The sequence below is a fragment of the Pseudomonas sp. NPDC047961 genome, from assembly GCF_050272435.1.
Lineage (GTDB): Bacteria > Pseudomonadota > Gammaproteobacteria > Pseudomonadales > Pseudomonadaceae > Stutzerimonas.
In genome coordinates this window covers 414,963-428,775 of record NZ_JBNNMD010000002.1, presented here as the reverse complement: position 1 = coordinate 428,775, position 13,813 = coordinate 414,963, and the positions used below count along the sequence as shown (strand labels likewise).

Sequence of the window (13,813 nt, the reverse complement as noted above, 5' to 3'; positions counted from 1 at the left end):
CAGCCTTTTTCTGGTACCGGCAGGTGCTTGAATAAACCGATATGTGAGTTGTTCATGAACGATATTTTCAAAGCCGGCGCCGACGATGTCGAGATCATCCAGCGCGAGCGCTGCTTCAGTGGATTCTACAATCTTGACCGGCTTCGTCTTCGCCATCGTCTGTTCCGAGGCGGCATGGGCGCGGAGATCGAGCGCGAGCTGTTCGTGAGGCACGATGCAGTCTGCGTGCTGCCTTACGATCCGCAACGCGACGAGGTGGTACTGGTCGAGCAGTTTCGTGTCGGCGCCATGGCCCATGGAGACAACCCCTGGCTGGTGGAGACGGTTGCCGGCCTGATTGATAAAGACGAGCAGCCTGAAGAGGTGGCGCGCCGAGAGTCGATCGAGGAAGCAGGTCTGGAGCTCGGCGAGCTTTGGCCGGTGTCTGTTTACTATCCGTCCCCAGGGGGCAGCACCGAGCGCATCCATCTCTACGTTGGCCGCTGCAGCAGTGTCGGTGCGGGCGGTGTATTCGGGCTGGAAGAAGAGGGGGAAGATATCCGTGCCGCTGTGTGGTCTCTTGATAATGCATTGGAGGCGCTGCGCGACGGCCGGATTGATAACGCGGCTACGATCATTGCCCTGCAGTGGTTGGCCTTGAACCGCAGCGAGATCAGGGAGGCGTGGATATGAGGCGAACCCGCGAGCGATACCGCGTCGACCTGTTGGAGTTGCAGGCGGCCTGCGAGGCGAACTACATGCGTCTGATGCGCTTGCTGCCTGCGATGCGCAACCACCCGGATACACGTCGGATCGCCATGAGTCAGGGCGACCGGCTGCTCGGCGTGCTGGTGTTGACGGTGACCGAGAGCTGCCCCTACACCACCACCGTCCACATCAGTCAGCAAGACTGCCTGCCTTGGTTACCAGTGCCGCAGATGGACGTGCGGGTCTATCACGATGCGCGTATGGCTGAGGTGATCGGCGCCGAGAATGCTCGGCGTTTCCGCGGCATTTACAGCTATCCCAACGCGCAGATGCATCAGCCTGACGAGAAGAATCAGCTCAATCTGTTCCTTGGAGAATGGCTCGGCCACTGCCTGGCCTGTGGCCATGAGCTGGAGTCTGTGCTTTAAGCGAAGCAGTGCGCGTCTGAATGGATGCTGGCGTTGTGCTATGTATCGATGATGCTCCCAAGCGGTTCTGTGATGCATGCCCGCATCGCGCGGTTTACCCCTGCAACTCCCAGCCACCATAATTCTTACGCGATTTCGCCAAAGGAGACGGGTCTTGGCTGCTGCGCCGCTCACTGTTGAAAATGACTCGGTATTGCTCGTACAACTGACCGATAGCCACTTGTTCGCCGAATCAGGCGGCAAGCTGTTGGGCATGGATACGGCTGAGAGTCTGCAGCGTGTCGTCGATCTGGTTCTCGAAGAGCAGCCTCGTATCGACCTGATGTTGGCGACAGGTGATCTTTCTCAGGACGGCTCACTTGCCTCCTATAAGCGGTTTCGCCAGTTGTCCGAGCGTATCGATGCGCCGGTGCGCTGGTGCCCGGGCAACCATGATGAATTGACCTCGATGCAAGAGGCCGTCCGTGGCAGCGAAATGATGATGCCTGTGCTTGATATCGGTGCATGGCGGGTCGTCATGCTCGATACGCTGGTGCCGGGCGCGGTCTTTGGCATGCTGCGTGACGATCAATTGGACTTGCTGGAGCGAACCCTGCAGCAGTCACCGGAACGGCCTCACCTGGTCTGCCTGCATCATCACCCCGTTTCGATTGGCAGTCGCTGGATGGACAGCATTGGATTGCACAACCGTGAGGCGCTGTTCGACGTGCTGGACCGTTTCAGCTGCGTCAAAGCGTTGCTCTGGGGGCATATTCACCAGGCATTCGATAGCGAGCGTCGTGGTGTTCGCTTGCTAGCCACCCCGTCGACAGGGGTGCAGTTCACGCCCGGCAGCGAGGACTTCCAGGTCGATACACTCGCACCAGGCTACCGTTGGCTGCGGCTGTATGCCGACGGCAAGCTCGAGACAGGTGTCTCGCGAGTGGTCGGCACCGACTTCGTAGTCGACTACAGCGTCAAAGGGTATTGATAGTTCAAAGCCCTAAGGCATTTGGCGCTGAATCAACCCCATACTCATCTGCTTCCGGTTTCCCAGGCGGCCTCCCGCTTCTCTGGCAGCTTGCAGCTTGCGCGCCTCGCCTAGTAGCCTTCCCATCCTTTGTCAGCCCAGCGAATCAGCATGACCCGCGACCAGCCCACCATTCTCTATATGCATGGCCTCAACAGTTCACCGCTGTCGCAAAAGGCCAGCCAGTTGACGGCGGCGCTGAGTCGCCTGGACCTGACCGCCTCGCTGCAGGTGCCGGCGCTGCATCATCACCCCCGTCAGGCGATTGCGCAGCTCGAGAAGGCTATCGCCGAGTTGGGGCGGCCCCTGCTGGTCGGCAGCTCCCTCGGCGGATACTATGCAACCCATCTCGCTGAACGCTACGGGCTGAAGGCCCTGCTGATCAATCCGGCCGTGACGCCTCATTGCCGTTTCGATGGCTATCTCGGGCCTCAGACCAACCTCTATAGCGGTGAGATCTGGGAGCTGACTGAAGACCATGTCACGGCGCTAGCTGAGCTGGAAGTGCCGTCGCCGCAAGATGCCGAACGCTATCAGGTCTGGTTGCAGACAGGCGACGAGACGCTGGATTACCGCCATGCGGCCGATTTCTATAGGGGCTGTGCCGTGCGCATCCAAGCCGGCGGTGATCACGGTTTCCAGGGATTCTCTGAGCGGCTTCCTGCCTTGCTGGCGTTTGCCGGCTTCGATCCGGTGCTGTTTGCAGACGTCGATTTTTCCGATCTATAAGGACATCACGAGACGCACATGTCTTATACCGCCGAAGCCATTGAAGTCCTCTCCGGCCTGGATCCGGTGCGCAAGCGACCAGGCATGTACACCGACACCTCGAGGCCCAACCACCTCGCCCAGGAAGTCATCGACAACAGTGTCGATGAAGCCTTGGCGGGCCACGCCAGCTCGGTCCAGGTGATTTTGCACCAGGATAATTCGCTACAGGTGATCGACGATGGTCGTGGCATGCCGGTGGACATCCATCCGGAAGAGGGGGTTTCGGGTGTCGAGCTGATCCTCACCAAGCTGCACGCCGGCGGCAAGTTCTCGAACAAGAACTATCAGTTTTCCGGCGGTTTGCACGGTGTCGGTATTTCCGTGGTTAACGCGTTGTCCACCCGAGTGGAGGTGACAGTCAAGCGCGAAGGCAACGAATACCGCATGGCGTTCGCCGATGGCTTCAAGGCCAGCGAGCTGGACATCATCGGAACCGTTGGCAAGCGCAACACCGGCACCAGCGTGCATTTCTGGGCCGATCCCAAGTATTTCGACTCGCCGAAGTTTTCCATCAGCCGGCTCAAGCATGTGCTCAAGGCCAAGGCCGTGCTTTGTCCGGGACTGAATGTCAGCTTCGAGGATAAGAGCACCGGTGAGAAGACCGAATGGCACTACGAAGACGGCCTGCGCTCGTATCTAGTCGACGCCGTCAGCGAGTTCGCTCGGCTACCTGACGAGCCTTTCTGCGGCAGTCTGGCTGGCAGCAAGGAGGCAGTCGACTGGGCCCTGCTGTGGCTACCGGAAGGCGGTGACAGTGTCCAGGAAAGCTACGTCAACCTGATCCCCACCGCGCAGGGCGGCACTCACGTCAACGGCCTGCGCCAGGGGTTGCTGGATGCCATGCGCGAATTCTGCGAATTCCGAAATCTTCTGCCGCGAGGCGTCAAGCTCGCGCCCGAGGACGTATGGGAGCGGATCGCATTCGTGCTCTCGACCAAAATGCAGGAGCCGCAGTTTTCCGGTCAGACCAAAGAACGTCTGTCGTCGCGCGAGGCCGCTGCGTTTGTCTCTGGCGTGGTCAAGGATGCCTTCAGTCTCTGGCTCAACGCCCATCCCGAGCTGGGCTTGCAGCTGGCCGAGCTGGCTATCAGTAACGCCGGACGACGGCTCAAGGCAAGCAAGAAGGTCGAGCGCAAGCGTGTCACCCAGGGCCCGGCACTGCCAGGCAAACTGGCCGACTGTGCCGGGCAGGATCCGGCGCGCTCCGAGCTGTTCCTAGTCGAGGGTGATTCCGCCGGTGGGTCCGCCAAGCAGGCGCGCGACAAGGAGTTTCAGGCAATCATGCCGTTGCGCGGCAAAATCCTGAACACCTGGGAGGTCGACGGCGGTGAGGTGCTGGCCAGCCAGGAGGTGCACGACATCGCCGTGGCCATCGGGGTCGATCCGGGCGCGGCGGACATCTCCCAGCTGCGCTACGGCAAGATTTGCATCCTCGCTGATGCTGACTCGGACGGTCTGCATATCGCTACGCTGCTCTGCGCGCTATTCGTTCGTCATTTCCGCCCGCTAGTGGATGCTGGTCATGTCTATGTGGCCATGCCGCCGCTGTACCGCATCGATCTCGGCAAGGATATTTTTTATGCGCTCGACGAAGCCGAGCGTGACGGCATCCTGGATCGCCTGCTGGCGGAAAAGCGCCGCGGCAAGCCGCAGGTCACGCGCTTCAAGGGCTTGGGTGAGATGAACCCGCCTCAGCTGCGAGAAACCACCATGGACCCTAACACCCGCCGGCTGGTGCAATTGACGCTGGATGATTTCGACGGCACGCGCGAAATCATGGACATGCTGTTGGCCAAGAAGCGCGCAGGTGACCGCAAAAGCTGGCTGGAGTCCAAGGGCAATCTTGCGGAGGTGCTGCTTTGAGTGCTCGCTGGATGGCGCTGCTGGTCGCGCTGGCAGTGCCGTTTTCGGCAGCCGCCGCGCCCGAACTGACAATAGTCAGCGAGCATCCCGTCGAAGGGATCGCTGCGGGTAATCTCTCCGGGCTGGCCTGGTGCGGTGATGCGCTCTGGGCGGTATCCGACCGAGAGGACAATGTGCTGTACCGCCTCGATGCCAGCGATACCGTCTGGCAGGCCGAGGCTGAGCGTTTCGAGTTGCCTCCCGTGCCGAATACCGGGCTGTCGTGGGGCGTACGTGTGCGCTCCGCCTTCACTGGCATGTTGCGCGGTGGAGAGATGGATTTCGAAGGCCTGAGCTGCGACAGCCTGGGCAATCGTTACCTGGTCAGCGAAGCGCATGCGGCGGTGCTGCGGGTCAGCCCGGCAGGCACTGCCGAGTGGCTCAGCTTGCCTGTTGCGGTGGTGCGTCAAGCGCGGGCCAGCGGAATGCTGCTCAAGTTCAACGCTATGTTTGAAGGCTTGGCGGTCGATCCTGGCGCCGATCGGCTGTGGCTGGCGGCAGAGCACAGTCGCCGAGGTCTGATGGTGACCCATCGCAATCAGAACAGCTGGCGCTGTACCGGTGGCTGCGTATTGATGGTCGGCGGCGGACGCGATTCAACACCGCCCGCGATGGATGAAGCCACCCAGCCGCGGCGTTTTTCCGGGCTCACGTTTCATAGCGATAAATTGTTCACGCTCGAGCCAGTGGCGCATCAGATCTGTCGCCGCAAGTTGGAAAACGGGGAGCGTGAGGCATGCTGGTCCTACGCGGACACGGCGATGGCTGGACCGCGCCGCTACGACACCCCATATGGCAATGCCGAAGCGCTCTGGGTCGATGCGGAAGGTGCATGGGTCGGGATCGACAACAATGAGCTTACCCGTGCAGATGGCGAAAAGCGTCCCGTCGTCTGGCGCTTTGCCGCGCCCAAGGGTGGGTGGAGTGCCAAGCAGTGAGCCAGCCTGCCGGGCGTCGTGCCGGGCGCATCATGCTGGTCCTGGCGTGGGGGGCGGGGCTGTTTCTGGCCACGCAGTTTTTCTCTGATTGGGAGCAGAGCCGTTTCAACCCCAATCGCGAGCCGGTGTCGGTTATCCAAGGCGAACGGATCGAGGTACACCTGGATAGCAACCCGCAGGGGCATTTTGTGGCCGATGGCCGAATCAATGGCGAGACAGTGACCTTTCTATTGGATACCGGCGCCACCGATGTTGCAGTTCCCGCCGAAGTGGGCGACCGCCTCGGCCTGCCTCGCGGTGCTCCGGTGATGCTGCAGACCGCCAATGGGCAGACCACCGGTTACCGCACCGTGCTGGACAGCCTGGCCCTTGGCGACATCAGGCTGCACGACGTACGTGCCATCGTGGCGCCCGGCTTTGGCGGTGAGCAGATATTGCTCGGCATGAGCGCCCTGAAACAACTCGAATTCACCCAGCGCGCCGGCACCCTGGTGCTGCGCCAACACGCCACGGATCGACCATGAGTGAAACTATCGACCTGAGCCTGGACGGCGTGGAGCGTCGCTCCCTTGCCGACTTCACCGAGCAGGCCTACCTGAATTATTCGATGTACGTGATCATGGATCGCGCACTGCCTCATATCGGTGACGGACTCAAGCCGGTGCAGCGGCGCATCATCTATGCGATGAGCGAGTTGGGGCTGAACGCCGATTCGAAGCACAAGAAGTCGGCGCGTACTGTGGGTGACGTGCTCGGCAAGTTCCACCCTCACGGTGACTCTGCATGCTATGAGGCGATGGTGCTGATGGCCCAGCCGTTCAGCTATCGCTACACGCTGGTCGACGGTCAGGGTAACTGGGGCGCGCCGGACGATCCCAAGTCGTTTGCCGCCATGCGTTACACCGAAGCACGGCTGTCCCGCTACTCCGAAGTGTTGCTGACCGAGCTCGGGCAGGGGACCGTGGAGTGGGTGCCTAACTTCGACGGCACCCTAAACGAGCCGGCAACCTTGCCTGCGCGTCTGCCCAACCTACTGCTCAATGGCACCACAGGAATCGCAGTCGGCATGGCGACGGACGTACCGCCGCACAACCTGCGCGAAGTGGCCGCCGCTTGCGTGCGTTTGCTGGATGATCCGAAGACCACCGTCGAAGAGCTCTGCGAACATGTGCAGGGGCCGGACTACCCGACCGAGGCGGAGATCATCACGCCGCGTGCTGACCTGTTGAAAATTTACGAAACCGGCCGCGGTTCGGTGCGCATGCGAGCGGTTTATCGCGTCGAGGACGGCGATATCGTGGTCACCTCGCTGCCGCATCAGGTGTCCGGCTCCAAGGTGCTGGAGCAGATTGCCGCACAGATGCAGGCGAAGAAGCTGCCGATGGTGGCCGACCTGCGTGATGAATCGGATCACGAGAACCCGTGCCGGATCGTCATCATCCCACGCTCCAATCGGGTCGATGCCGACGAGCTGATGCAGCATTTGTTCGCCACCACCGAGCTTGAATCCAGCTACCGGGTCAACACCAACGTCATCGGCCTCGATGGCCGACCGCAGGTGAAAAATCTCAAGGTGCTGCTTAGCGAGTGGCTGACCTATCGCATCGGCACCGTGCGCCGTCGCCTGCAGTTCCGCCTGGACAAGGTCGAACGGCGCTTGCACCTGTTGGAAGGTCTGCTGGTCGCCTTTCTCAACCTCGACGAGGTGATCCACATCATCCGGACCGAGGATCAGCCCAAGCCTGTCTTGATGGCGCGCTTCGAACTGTCCGAGCTACAGGCCGACTACATCCTCGACACCCGCCTGCGCCAGTTGGCTAGGCTGGAGGAAATGAAGATCCGCGGCGAGCAAGACGAGTTGGCCAAGGAACGCGAGAAGCTGCTGGCACTGCTCGGCAGCGAAGCCAAGCTGAAAAAGCTGGTGCGCAAGGAACTGATCGCCGACGCCGAGACCTACGGCGATGACCGTCGCTCGCCCATTGTGGCGCGAGCCGAAGCCCGCGCGCTGTCGGAAAATGAACTGCTGCCCGCCGAGCCCGTCACCGTGGTGATCTCGGAGAAGGGTTGGGCACGCTGCGCCAAGGGCCACGATATCGACGCCACCGGGCTGTCGTACAAGGCGGGTGATGGCTTCAAGGCCGCCGCAGCAGGCCGTTCCAATCAGTACGCTGTGTTCATCGACTCGACCGGGCGCAGCTATTCGCTCCCGGCCCATTCGCTGCCCTCGGCGCGCGGCCAGGGCGAGCCGTTGACAGGCCGCCTGACGCCGCCACCCGGAGCCGGTTTCGAATGCGTCCTGTTGCCCGATGACGAGTCGCTGTACGTGATCGCGTCGGATGCTGGCTATGGTTTCGTGGTCAAGGGTGAGGATCTACAAGCTAAGAACAAGGCAGGCAAGGCACTGGTGTCGCTACCGGCCGGTGCGCGAGTCGTCGCGCCGCGGCCGTTGAAAAGCCGCGATCAGGATTGGCTGGCCGCGGTCACGACCGAAGGGCGTTTGCTGGTATTCCCGGTTCGAGACCTGCCACAGCTGGGCAAGGGCAAAGGCAACAAGATCATCGGTATTCCGGGTGATCGGGTCGCCAGCCGCGAGGAGTATCTGACAGATCTCGCTGTGCTGCCGGAAGGGGGCACGCTGGTCTTGCAGGCTGGCAAACGTACCCTTTCGCTGAAGAGTGATGATCTAGAACACTATAAGGGCGAGCGTGGGCGGCGGGGCAACAAGCTGCCGCGCGGCTTCCAGCGAGTGGACGCGCTGCTGGTCGAGTAAGTTGCTTGGCCGGAGAAGTCGTAGAGGCTGGCTTCTGCTGAGTGTTTCGCGGAAGATAGCGGCCTTCCGATTTCTCCGATTTGCAATGCGGCGCCGGCAATTGCCGACCACGTCGCTAGCTAAAGACAATCAGCACGGTGGCTGACGGTAAACGATAGCAGCGGCGCAGACAGACGCCAGCCGCCTTTCGCGTCGCCCAAGCCCAGTGCAAAGGTAGAGATGAACGTGCAACGCTTCACAACTGTTTTGCTACTTGCCTGTGCCAGCCTGGCCGGCTGTGTTACCCAGCCTGTGCCAATGTATCGACTCGACAACGGCAACGTGGAAATGCCAGCGCAAGCAGCAGATGGCGCAGCAGTTCTGCTGGGGCCGATCAAGCTGGCCGATTATCTGCAGCACGACGTCTTGCTGCAGCGGCTGCCGGACGGCAGCCTGGCCGCGGACGGCCAGCAGGCGCGCTGGGCTGGAAGTTTACAAGGCGATATCAGCCAACTGCTGTTACGCCAGCTGGCCTCGCGCTTGAAGACTCAGAGCCTGGAGCTGAGCCCTGGCAGCAAGGGCTTTACCCCTGAGGTACAGATCGAACTCGAGATCACCCGCCTGGACTCCGGCCCTCAGCATCCTGCTGTGCTGGAGGCTCAGTGGCGCCTGTTGGACGGGCAGGGTAAGCGCAAGAGCAGCCGGCTGGTTCGCTTGCAAGAGGTGCATCAAGGCAGCGCAACCGATCAGGTGCGGGCGCAGAGCCTGCTCCTGCAACGACTTAGCGAGATGATGGCAGGCGCGGTTGAGCCGATGACGGTGGCCAAGGCGCGCACCAAACACAGCGTCAACAAAGCGCCGAGCAAGCCCGCCGCTCCGGCAATCCCGGCGGTGGAACCGATCAGGACCGATCTGGAAGTGTTTCGCTTCTAAGCGATTTGCGCTGAAGCTTGCATGTCCGTTGACCGCGGCTGCCTCGAGTCACTGGGCAGCTGGAGCTAGCCTGCAATCGGTCCCGCCGACGCAACGCGGGTGCCGACTACAGCTGTGAGGTACGGACTCACGGGCAGTGAGGCAGGCCCGAAATATGATTGCCGGTGTCAGCTGATGCGGTTGCGCAGCTCATGCATGCGAGCGAGCTGACGCTCCAATAGTGACGGGTAAGGCTCGAGCAGTCGCTCGACGCAACAGGCGCCTTCTGGGCTCGCAATGGGACGGATACGTGCACGCTGGCGAATCAGGCTGTCTTCGCCAATCCCTTTTTCGACCAATAGCAGGTTGCGGCTGTGCTGTGACATGGCCAGCGCTGCTTGCGCGGGCTCGCTCAGAAGAAGGTCGCCCTGGCTAAGGTCGTACAGTCCTTCACCCTGGGTCAATCCAAGCTGCAGCTGTAGCGTGATACCGCTATCGGCCACTTCGATCTGCAACGCGTGCCCAAGCGCGCGCATCAGTTCGCCACAGCAGAGCGCGTGGGTCAGGTAGTTCTGATCATCGTCCTGACTGTGAAACAGCATCAGGCTGCTGCCATCGTTGAGCGTATGCAGTTCGGCCTGATACAGGGTCGCGGCCTGCTGCAGGCAGTCGCTATAGCGTTGCAGGAGCTCGGTAAGCCGCGCGCGTGGCAGACGGCGCAATTGCTCTTGGGCGCCAAGCTGAATCGCCAGCACGCCACTTTTGCCTGAGATGGCTGGGGCTGCGGGAATGATCGTTGCCGGAGCTTGGGCAGGCGCAGGCTGCGGCTTGGGCTCATCGAACGGAGGGTCGTCGTCGAAGTCGTCGTCGAATGACTCATCGGTAGCATGATCATCGGTGGCCAGACTCTCAGCCGATTCGTCGAGATGGTCCCGAAGATCCACGTCGGAACGGTCGTACTCGTTGACCGAAGCCGGGGCAGGCACCTCGAAATGTGCCGAATAGAGATCCTGCATGCTGTCGTCCAGTTCGATCTCCGGCTCCGGCTTTTCCGGTACCAGGCGTGCCTGCAGCTGCCGCGCCAGTTCGCCGATCTCATCTTGCCGACCTGCGCCAGGCGCTGGGTCATCGGGGTCGCGCAACCACAGGCGCAACTGCATCAGGGGTAGGGACAGCTGCCGGCCCAGGCGCATGCTGAGCGTCAGGGTTAGCGCTAGCAGGATAAGACTGAGCAACCCCATGCTTTGCAGGCTGATCGTCATTGGCTGCTGGAACTGCTGCATGTCGAGGCTGATGCGCAGATGCCCGGCGATCACCTCTTGAAAACTGATGGGAGTGGAATAGAGGCCTTCCTCGTCGCCCAACAGACTTCGCTGCGGGCGGGTACCCGACTCCGCCAGCACGCGGTTGTCGACACTGTAGATCGCTGCGTGCGCCACCAGCGGGTTCTTCACCAGGTTGCTCAGCAAGACATTGAGGCTAAGGATATCGTTGGCCACCAGCAGATCCGTCGCCGAGGCGGCCGTCTGGGTGATCAGGCTTTGGCCAAGGGCATCGGCCTGCTGCTCCATCGCATGCTTGAATTGCATGCCCATGACCCAGGCGTAGATGATCAAGGCCAGTGCGACGAGCAGTAGCGTGTGGCTGGCTACCCGCAGAACCAGCGGAACACGACGCTGGCGCAATGCACGATAGATCAGCAGGAAGAAATTGTCGGGCTTGACGGATGCGGGCCGGTTCACAGAGCGCGGCTCTACTCTTTAGGAAAGTGGCGCGCAGTATACGGAAAGCGCTGTGGGGGCTAAAGGTCGCTCGGTCAAAGCAGACGAATTGCAGACGCGCCAAAGCAAATGTGGATTGGAAACTGGTGCGTCGCAGCAGCGTTCAGCGGCAGTCCTGCTGATATAGAATGCCCGTCTTCTTTGCATAGGAGCTACGCCTTGCGCGAAATCGTCCTGATTAACATCACCGGGGAAGACCGCCCTGGGCTGACCGCGGCAATCACCGGCGTACTCGCTCAAGGTGGTGTGAATATCCTGGATATCGGTCAGGCCGTGATCCACGACACCCTGTCGTTTGGCATTCTGGTGGAAATACCTGATACCGAACGTGCCTCTTCTGTACTCAAGGATGTGCTGTTCATGGGTTACAAACATGACCAGCAGGTGCGCTTCACACCCGTCGCGGAGGCGGATTACCAGCAGTGGGTGGCCGGGCAGGGTAAGCCCCGGCACATTGTTACCCTGTTGACCCGTAAGGTGACTGCCGAGCAGTTGCAGCGGGTCAGCTCGATCACCGCCAAGTACGGCCTGAACATCGACCACATAGACCGTCTTTCGGGCCGCCAGCCACTGGACATGCCGGAAGAGCTGGGCAAGGGTTGCATCGAGTTTTCGGTTCGCGGCGAGCCTGCCGATACCGCAGCGCTGCGCGCTGAGTTTCTCAGCGTGGCGCAGGAGCTCAACGTCGACATCGCTTTTCAGCGTGACTCGGTTTTCCGTCGCAATCGCCGGCTGGCGGTGTTCGACATGGACTCGACGCTGATCGAGGCGGAAGTCATCGACGAGTTGGCCAAGGTGGCAGGCGTTGGCGATCAGGTTTCGGAGATCACCGAACGTGCGATGCGCGGCGAGCTGGACTTTCGCGCAAGCTTCCGGGAGCGCCTGGCATTGCTCGAAGGCCTAGAGGAGCGCGCATTGGCAGAGGTGGGCGCCCGGCTCAGGCTCACTGAAGGCGCTGAGCTGCTTTTCGCCGAGCTAAAACGCCTCGGCTACAAGACAGCCATCCTGTCAGGTGGCTTCACCTATTTTGCAAAACAACTGCAAGCCAGACTGGGCATCGATTACGTCTACGCCAACGAGCTTGAGATTGTCGATGGCAAGCTCACCGGTATCGCTCAGGAGCCCATTGTCGATGCACAGCGCAAGGCCGATCTGCTCCGCGAGCTGGCTGAACGGGAAGGCTTGAGGCTGGAGCAGACCATTGCCGTTGGCGACGGCGCCAATGATTTGCCGATGCTTGGGTTGGCGGGATTGGGTGTCGCCTTTCGCGCCAAACCACTGGTCAAACAGTCGGCCAAGCAGGCGATCTCGACACTGGGGCTGGACGGAATTCTCTACCTGCTTGGCTTCCGGGACCGTGAAGGAACGGAATAAACAGGCTGGAAGCTGAGCGGTTGAGGCTTTAGCTTCCAGCTAAGGCTTGCCTTATGGCTTTATCGCCACTTTGAGCACCCCGTCGCGCTGATTGGCGAACAGCTCATAGGCGCTGGTGATGTCGTCGAGGGCATAGTGATGGGTCACCAAAGGGGCAAGGTCTACCCGTCCCGAGGCCACCACGTTCAGCAACCGCCGCATCCGTTCCTTCCCTCCTGGACACAGCGAGGTGACGATCTTGTGGTCGCCGAGACCGGCATGGAAGGCACCAAGCGGAATGGTGAGGTCGGCCGAATACACGCCCAGGCTAGACAACGTGCCGCCAGGCTTGAGCACGCGTAACGCGCTCTCGAAGGTGGACTGTTGCCCAAGTGCTTCGATGGAGGCGTCAACGCCCCTGCCACCGGTGAGCCGGAGAATTTCCTCAACTACATCCGTTTGTTTGAAATTCAACGTCACGTCAGCACCCATTTGCCGTGCAATGTCCAGGCGCGCATCGACACCGTCAACGGCGATGATCATCCCGGCACCCCGCAGGCGTGCCCCGGCGGTGGCGCAGAGACCGATCGGTCCCTGGGCGAAGATGGCCACTATGTCGCCGATTTTGATCCTGGCAGCTTCGGCGCCGGCGAATCCGGTGGACATGATGTCGGGGCACATCAGTACCTGCTCATCTGTTAGCCCGTCGGGGACCGGCGCCAGGTTGCCCTGAGCATCCGGGACCAGTACGTACTCGGCCTGGGTGCCGTCGATGGTATTGCCGAATCGCCAGCCGCCCATCGGCTTGTAGCCGTGGCAAGCACAGCCGCCGTCCTGAGAGGAAAGGCCGTCCTGGCTGGCATAGGAGGAGAAGTTTGGACAAATCGCACCGGCGATGACGCGCTGGCCCTCCCGGTAGCCCTGTACGTTGCTGCCCAGCTTCTCTATCACGCCCACGGGTTCGTGGCCGATGGTCAGGCCGGCGGCGACGGGATACTCGCCCTTGAGAATATGCACATCGGTGCCGCAGATGGTCGTGGTGGTGATACGCACCAGTGCGTCGTTGGGGCCGACGTCGGGGATAGGTTTGTCAACAAGCTCGATTCGGCCGGGTTCGACGAACGCGGCGGCTCTCATCATGGTCATGACGCATCCCTCGCAGGCTAGGTCAGAACACTCTAGTCCAACCCTGGCGGTCGGAGCTGACAGAGATCAAGTCCTGCGGGGGCGCGCTGGTGTCGACGAGGTCTTTTCGCCGTGGCGATTCGACCGACCGATGGAGC

At 61.3% G+C, this 13,813-nt stretch carries 12 protein-coding genes; 10 read left to right on the top strand and 2 right to left on the bottom strand.

Translation table 11 applies throughout. The annotated features are described in order from the left end of the window. The first annotated feature begins 54 nt into the window (after positions 1–54). From ACQKIK_RS08320 to ACQKIK_RS08280, 9 genes are all read left to right on the top strand, one after another. Positions 55–672, top strand: coding sequence for an NUDIX domain-containing protein (locus tag ACQKIK_RS08320; RefSeq protein WP_499135890.1), 618 nt, complete (start codon positions 55–57; stop codon positions 670–672). Then, positions 669–1,115: a DUF1249 domain-containing protein gene (locus tag ACQKIK_RS08315; protein WP_046161745.1), complete on the top strand. Its 447-nt coding sequence runs from the start codon at positions 669–671 to the stop codon at positions 1,113–1,115. Before ACQKIK_RS08320 ends, ACQKIK_RS08315 begins: the two co-directional genes overlap by 4 nt. A gap of 154 nt (positions 1,116–1,269) precedes the next feature. After that, on the top strand, positions 1,270–2,085 hold the full coding sequence (gene cpdA, locus ACQKIK_RS08310) for a 3',5'-cyclic-AMP phosphodiesterase (RefSeq protein ID WP_064480704.1): 816 nt from the start codon (positions 1,270–1,272) through the stop codon (positions 2,083–2,085). A 150-nt stretch (positions 2,086–2,235) separates the two neighbouring features. Then, on the top strand, positions 2,236–2,853 hold the full coding sequence (locus ACQKIK_RS08305; protein ID WP_064480703.1) for a YqiA/YcfP family alpha/beta fold hydrolase: 618 nt from the start codon (positions 2,236–2,238) through the stop codon (positions 2,851–2,853). A gap of 18 nt (positions 2,854–2,871) precedes the next feature. Next, entirely contained in the window at positions 2,872–4,758 is a 1,887-nt protein-coding gene (gene parE / locus ACQKIK_RS08300) for a DNA topoisomerase IV subunit B (RefSeq protein ID WP_064480702.1), read from the top strand. Next, complete coding sequence (locus ACQKIK_RS08295; RefSeq protein WP_499135565.1) at positions 4,755–5,735, top strand: esterase-like activity of phytase family protein; 981 nt, start codon at positions 4,755–4,757, stop codon at positions 5,733–5,735. Before parE ends, ACQKIK_RS08295 begins: the two co-directional genes overlap by 4 nt. Further along, a complete protein-coding gene (locus ACQKIK_RS08290; RefSeq protein ID WP_045423998.1) occupies positions 5,732–6,259 on the top strand; it encodes a retropepsin-like aspartic protease family protein in 528 nt (175 codons plus the stop codon). The genes ACQKIK_RS08295 and ACQKIK_RS08290 overlap by 4 nt, the downstream gene beginning before the upstream one ends. Beyond that, complete coding sequence (gene parC, locus ACQKIK_RS08285) at positions 6,256–8,505, top strand: DNA topoisomerase IV subunit A (protein ID WP_499135563.1); 2,250 nt, start codon at positions 6,256–6,258, stop codon at positions 8,503–8,505. Before ACQKIK_RS08290 ends, parC begins: the two co-directional genes overlap by 4 nt. 219 nt (positions 8,506–8,724) lie before the next feature. Then, on the top strand, positions 8,725–9,417 hold the full coding sequence (locus ACQKIK_RS08280; RefSeq protein WP_499135562.1) for a PqiC family protein: 693 nt from the start codon (positions 8,725–8,727) through the stop codon (positions 9,415–9,417). A gap of 167 nt (positions 9,418–9,584) precedes the next feature. On the opposite strand, the gene ACQKIK_RS08275 is transcribed toward ACQKIK_RS08280, so the two are convergent. Then, a complete protein-coding gene (locus ACQKIK_RS08275) occupies positions 9,585–11,138 on the bottom strand; it encodes an AhpA/YtjB family protein (protein ID WP_463307855.1) in 1,554 nt (517 codons plus the stop codon). 198 nt (positions 11,139–11,336) lie between these two features. Here ACQKIK_RS08275 and serB point away from each other — a divergent pair, with 198 nt between their 5' ends. Further along, a complete protein-coding gene (gene serB / locus ACQKIK_RS08270; protein WP_499135561.1) occupies positions 11,337–12,551 on the top strand; it encodes a phosphoserine phosphatase SerB in 1,215 nt (404 codons plus the stop codon). Positions 12,552–12,602: 51 nt separating this feature from the next. Here the strand turns inward: serB and ACQKIK_RS08265 are convergent, their stop codons facing one another. Beyond that, positions 12,603–13,676 (bottom strand): NAD(P)-dependent alcohol dehydrogenase, encoded by a 1,074-nt coding sequence (locus tag ACQKIK_RS08265; RefSeq protein ID WP_127840214.1) that lies wholly within the window; start codon positions 13,674–13,676, stop codon positions 12,603–12,605. Positions 13,677–13,813 lie beyond the last annotated feature (137 nt).

Coding starts and splice junctions, on each gene's coding strand:
- ACQKIK_RS08320 (WP_499135890.1), top strand. CDS start 55: ATGAACGATATTTTCAAAGCCGGCGCCGACGATGTCGAGATCATCCAG.
- ACQKIK_RS08315 (WP_046161745.1), top strand. CDS start 669: ATGAGGCGAACCCGCGAGCGATACCGCGTCGACCTGTTGGAGTTGCAG.
- ACQKIK_RS08305 (WP_064480703.1), top strand. CDS start 2,236: ATGACCCGCGACCAGCCCACCATTCTCTATATGCATGGCCTCAACAGT.
- parE (WP_064480702.1), top strand. CDS start 2,872: ATGTCTTATACCGCCGAAGCCATTGAAGTCCTCTCCGGCCTGGATCCG.
- parC (WP_499135563.1), top strand. CDS start 6,256: ATGAGTGAAACTATCGACCTGAGCCTGGACGGCGTGGAGCGTCGCTCC.
- ACQKIK_RS08280 (WP_499135562.1), top strand. CDS start 8,725: ATGAACGTGCAACGCTTCACAACTGTTTTGCTACTTGCCTGTGCCAGC.
- ACQKIK_RS08265 (WP_127840214.1), bottom strand. CDS start 13,676: ATGACCATGATGAGAGCCGCCGCGTTCGTCGAACCCGGCCGAATCGAG.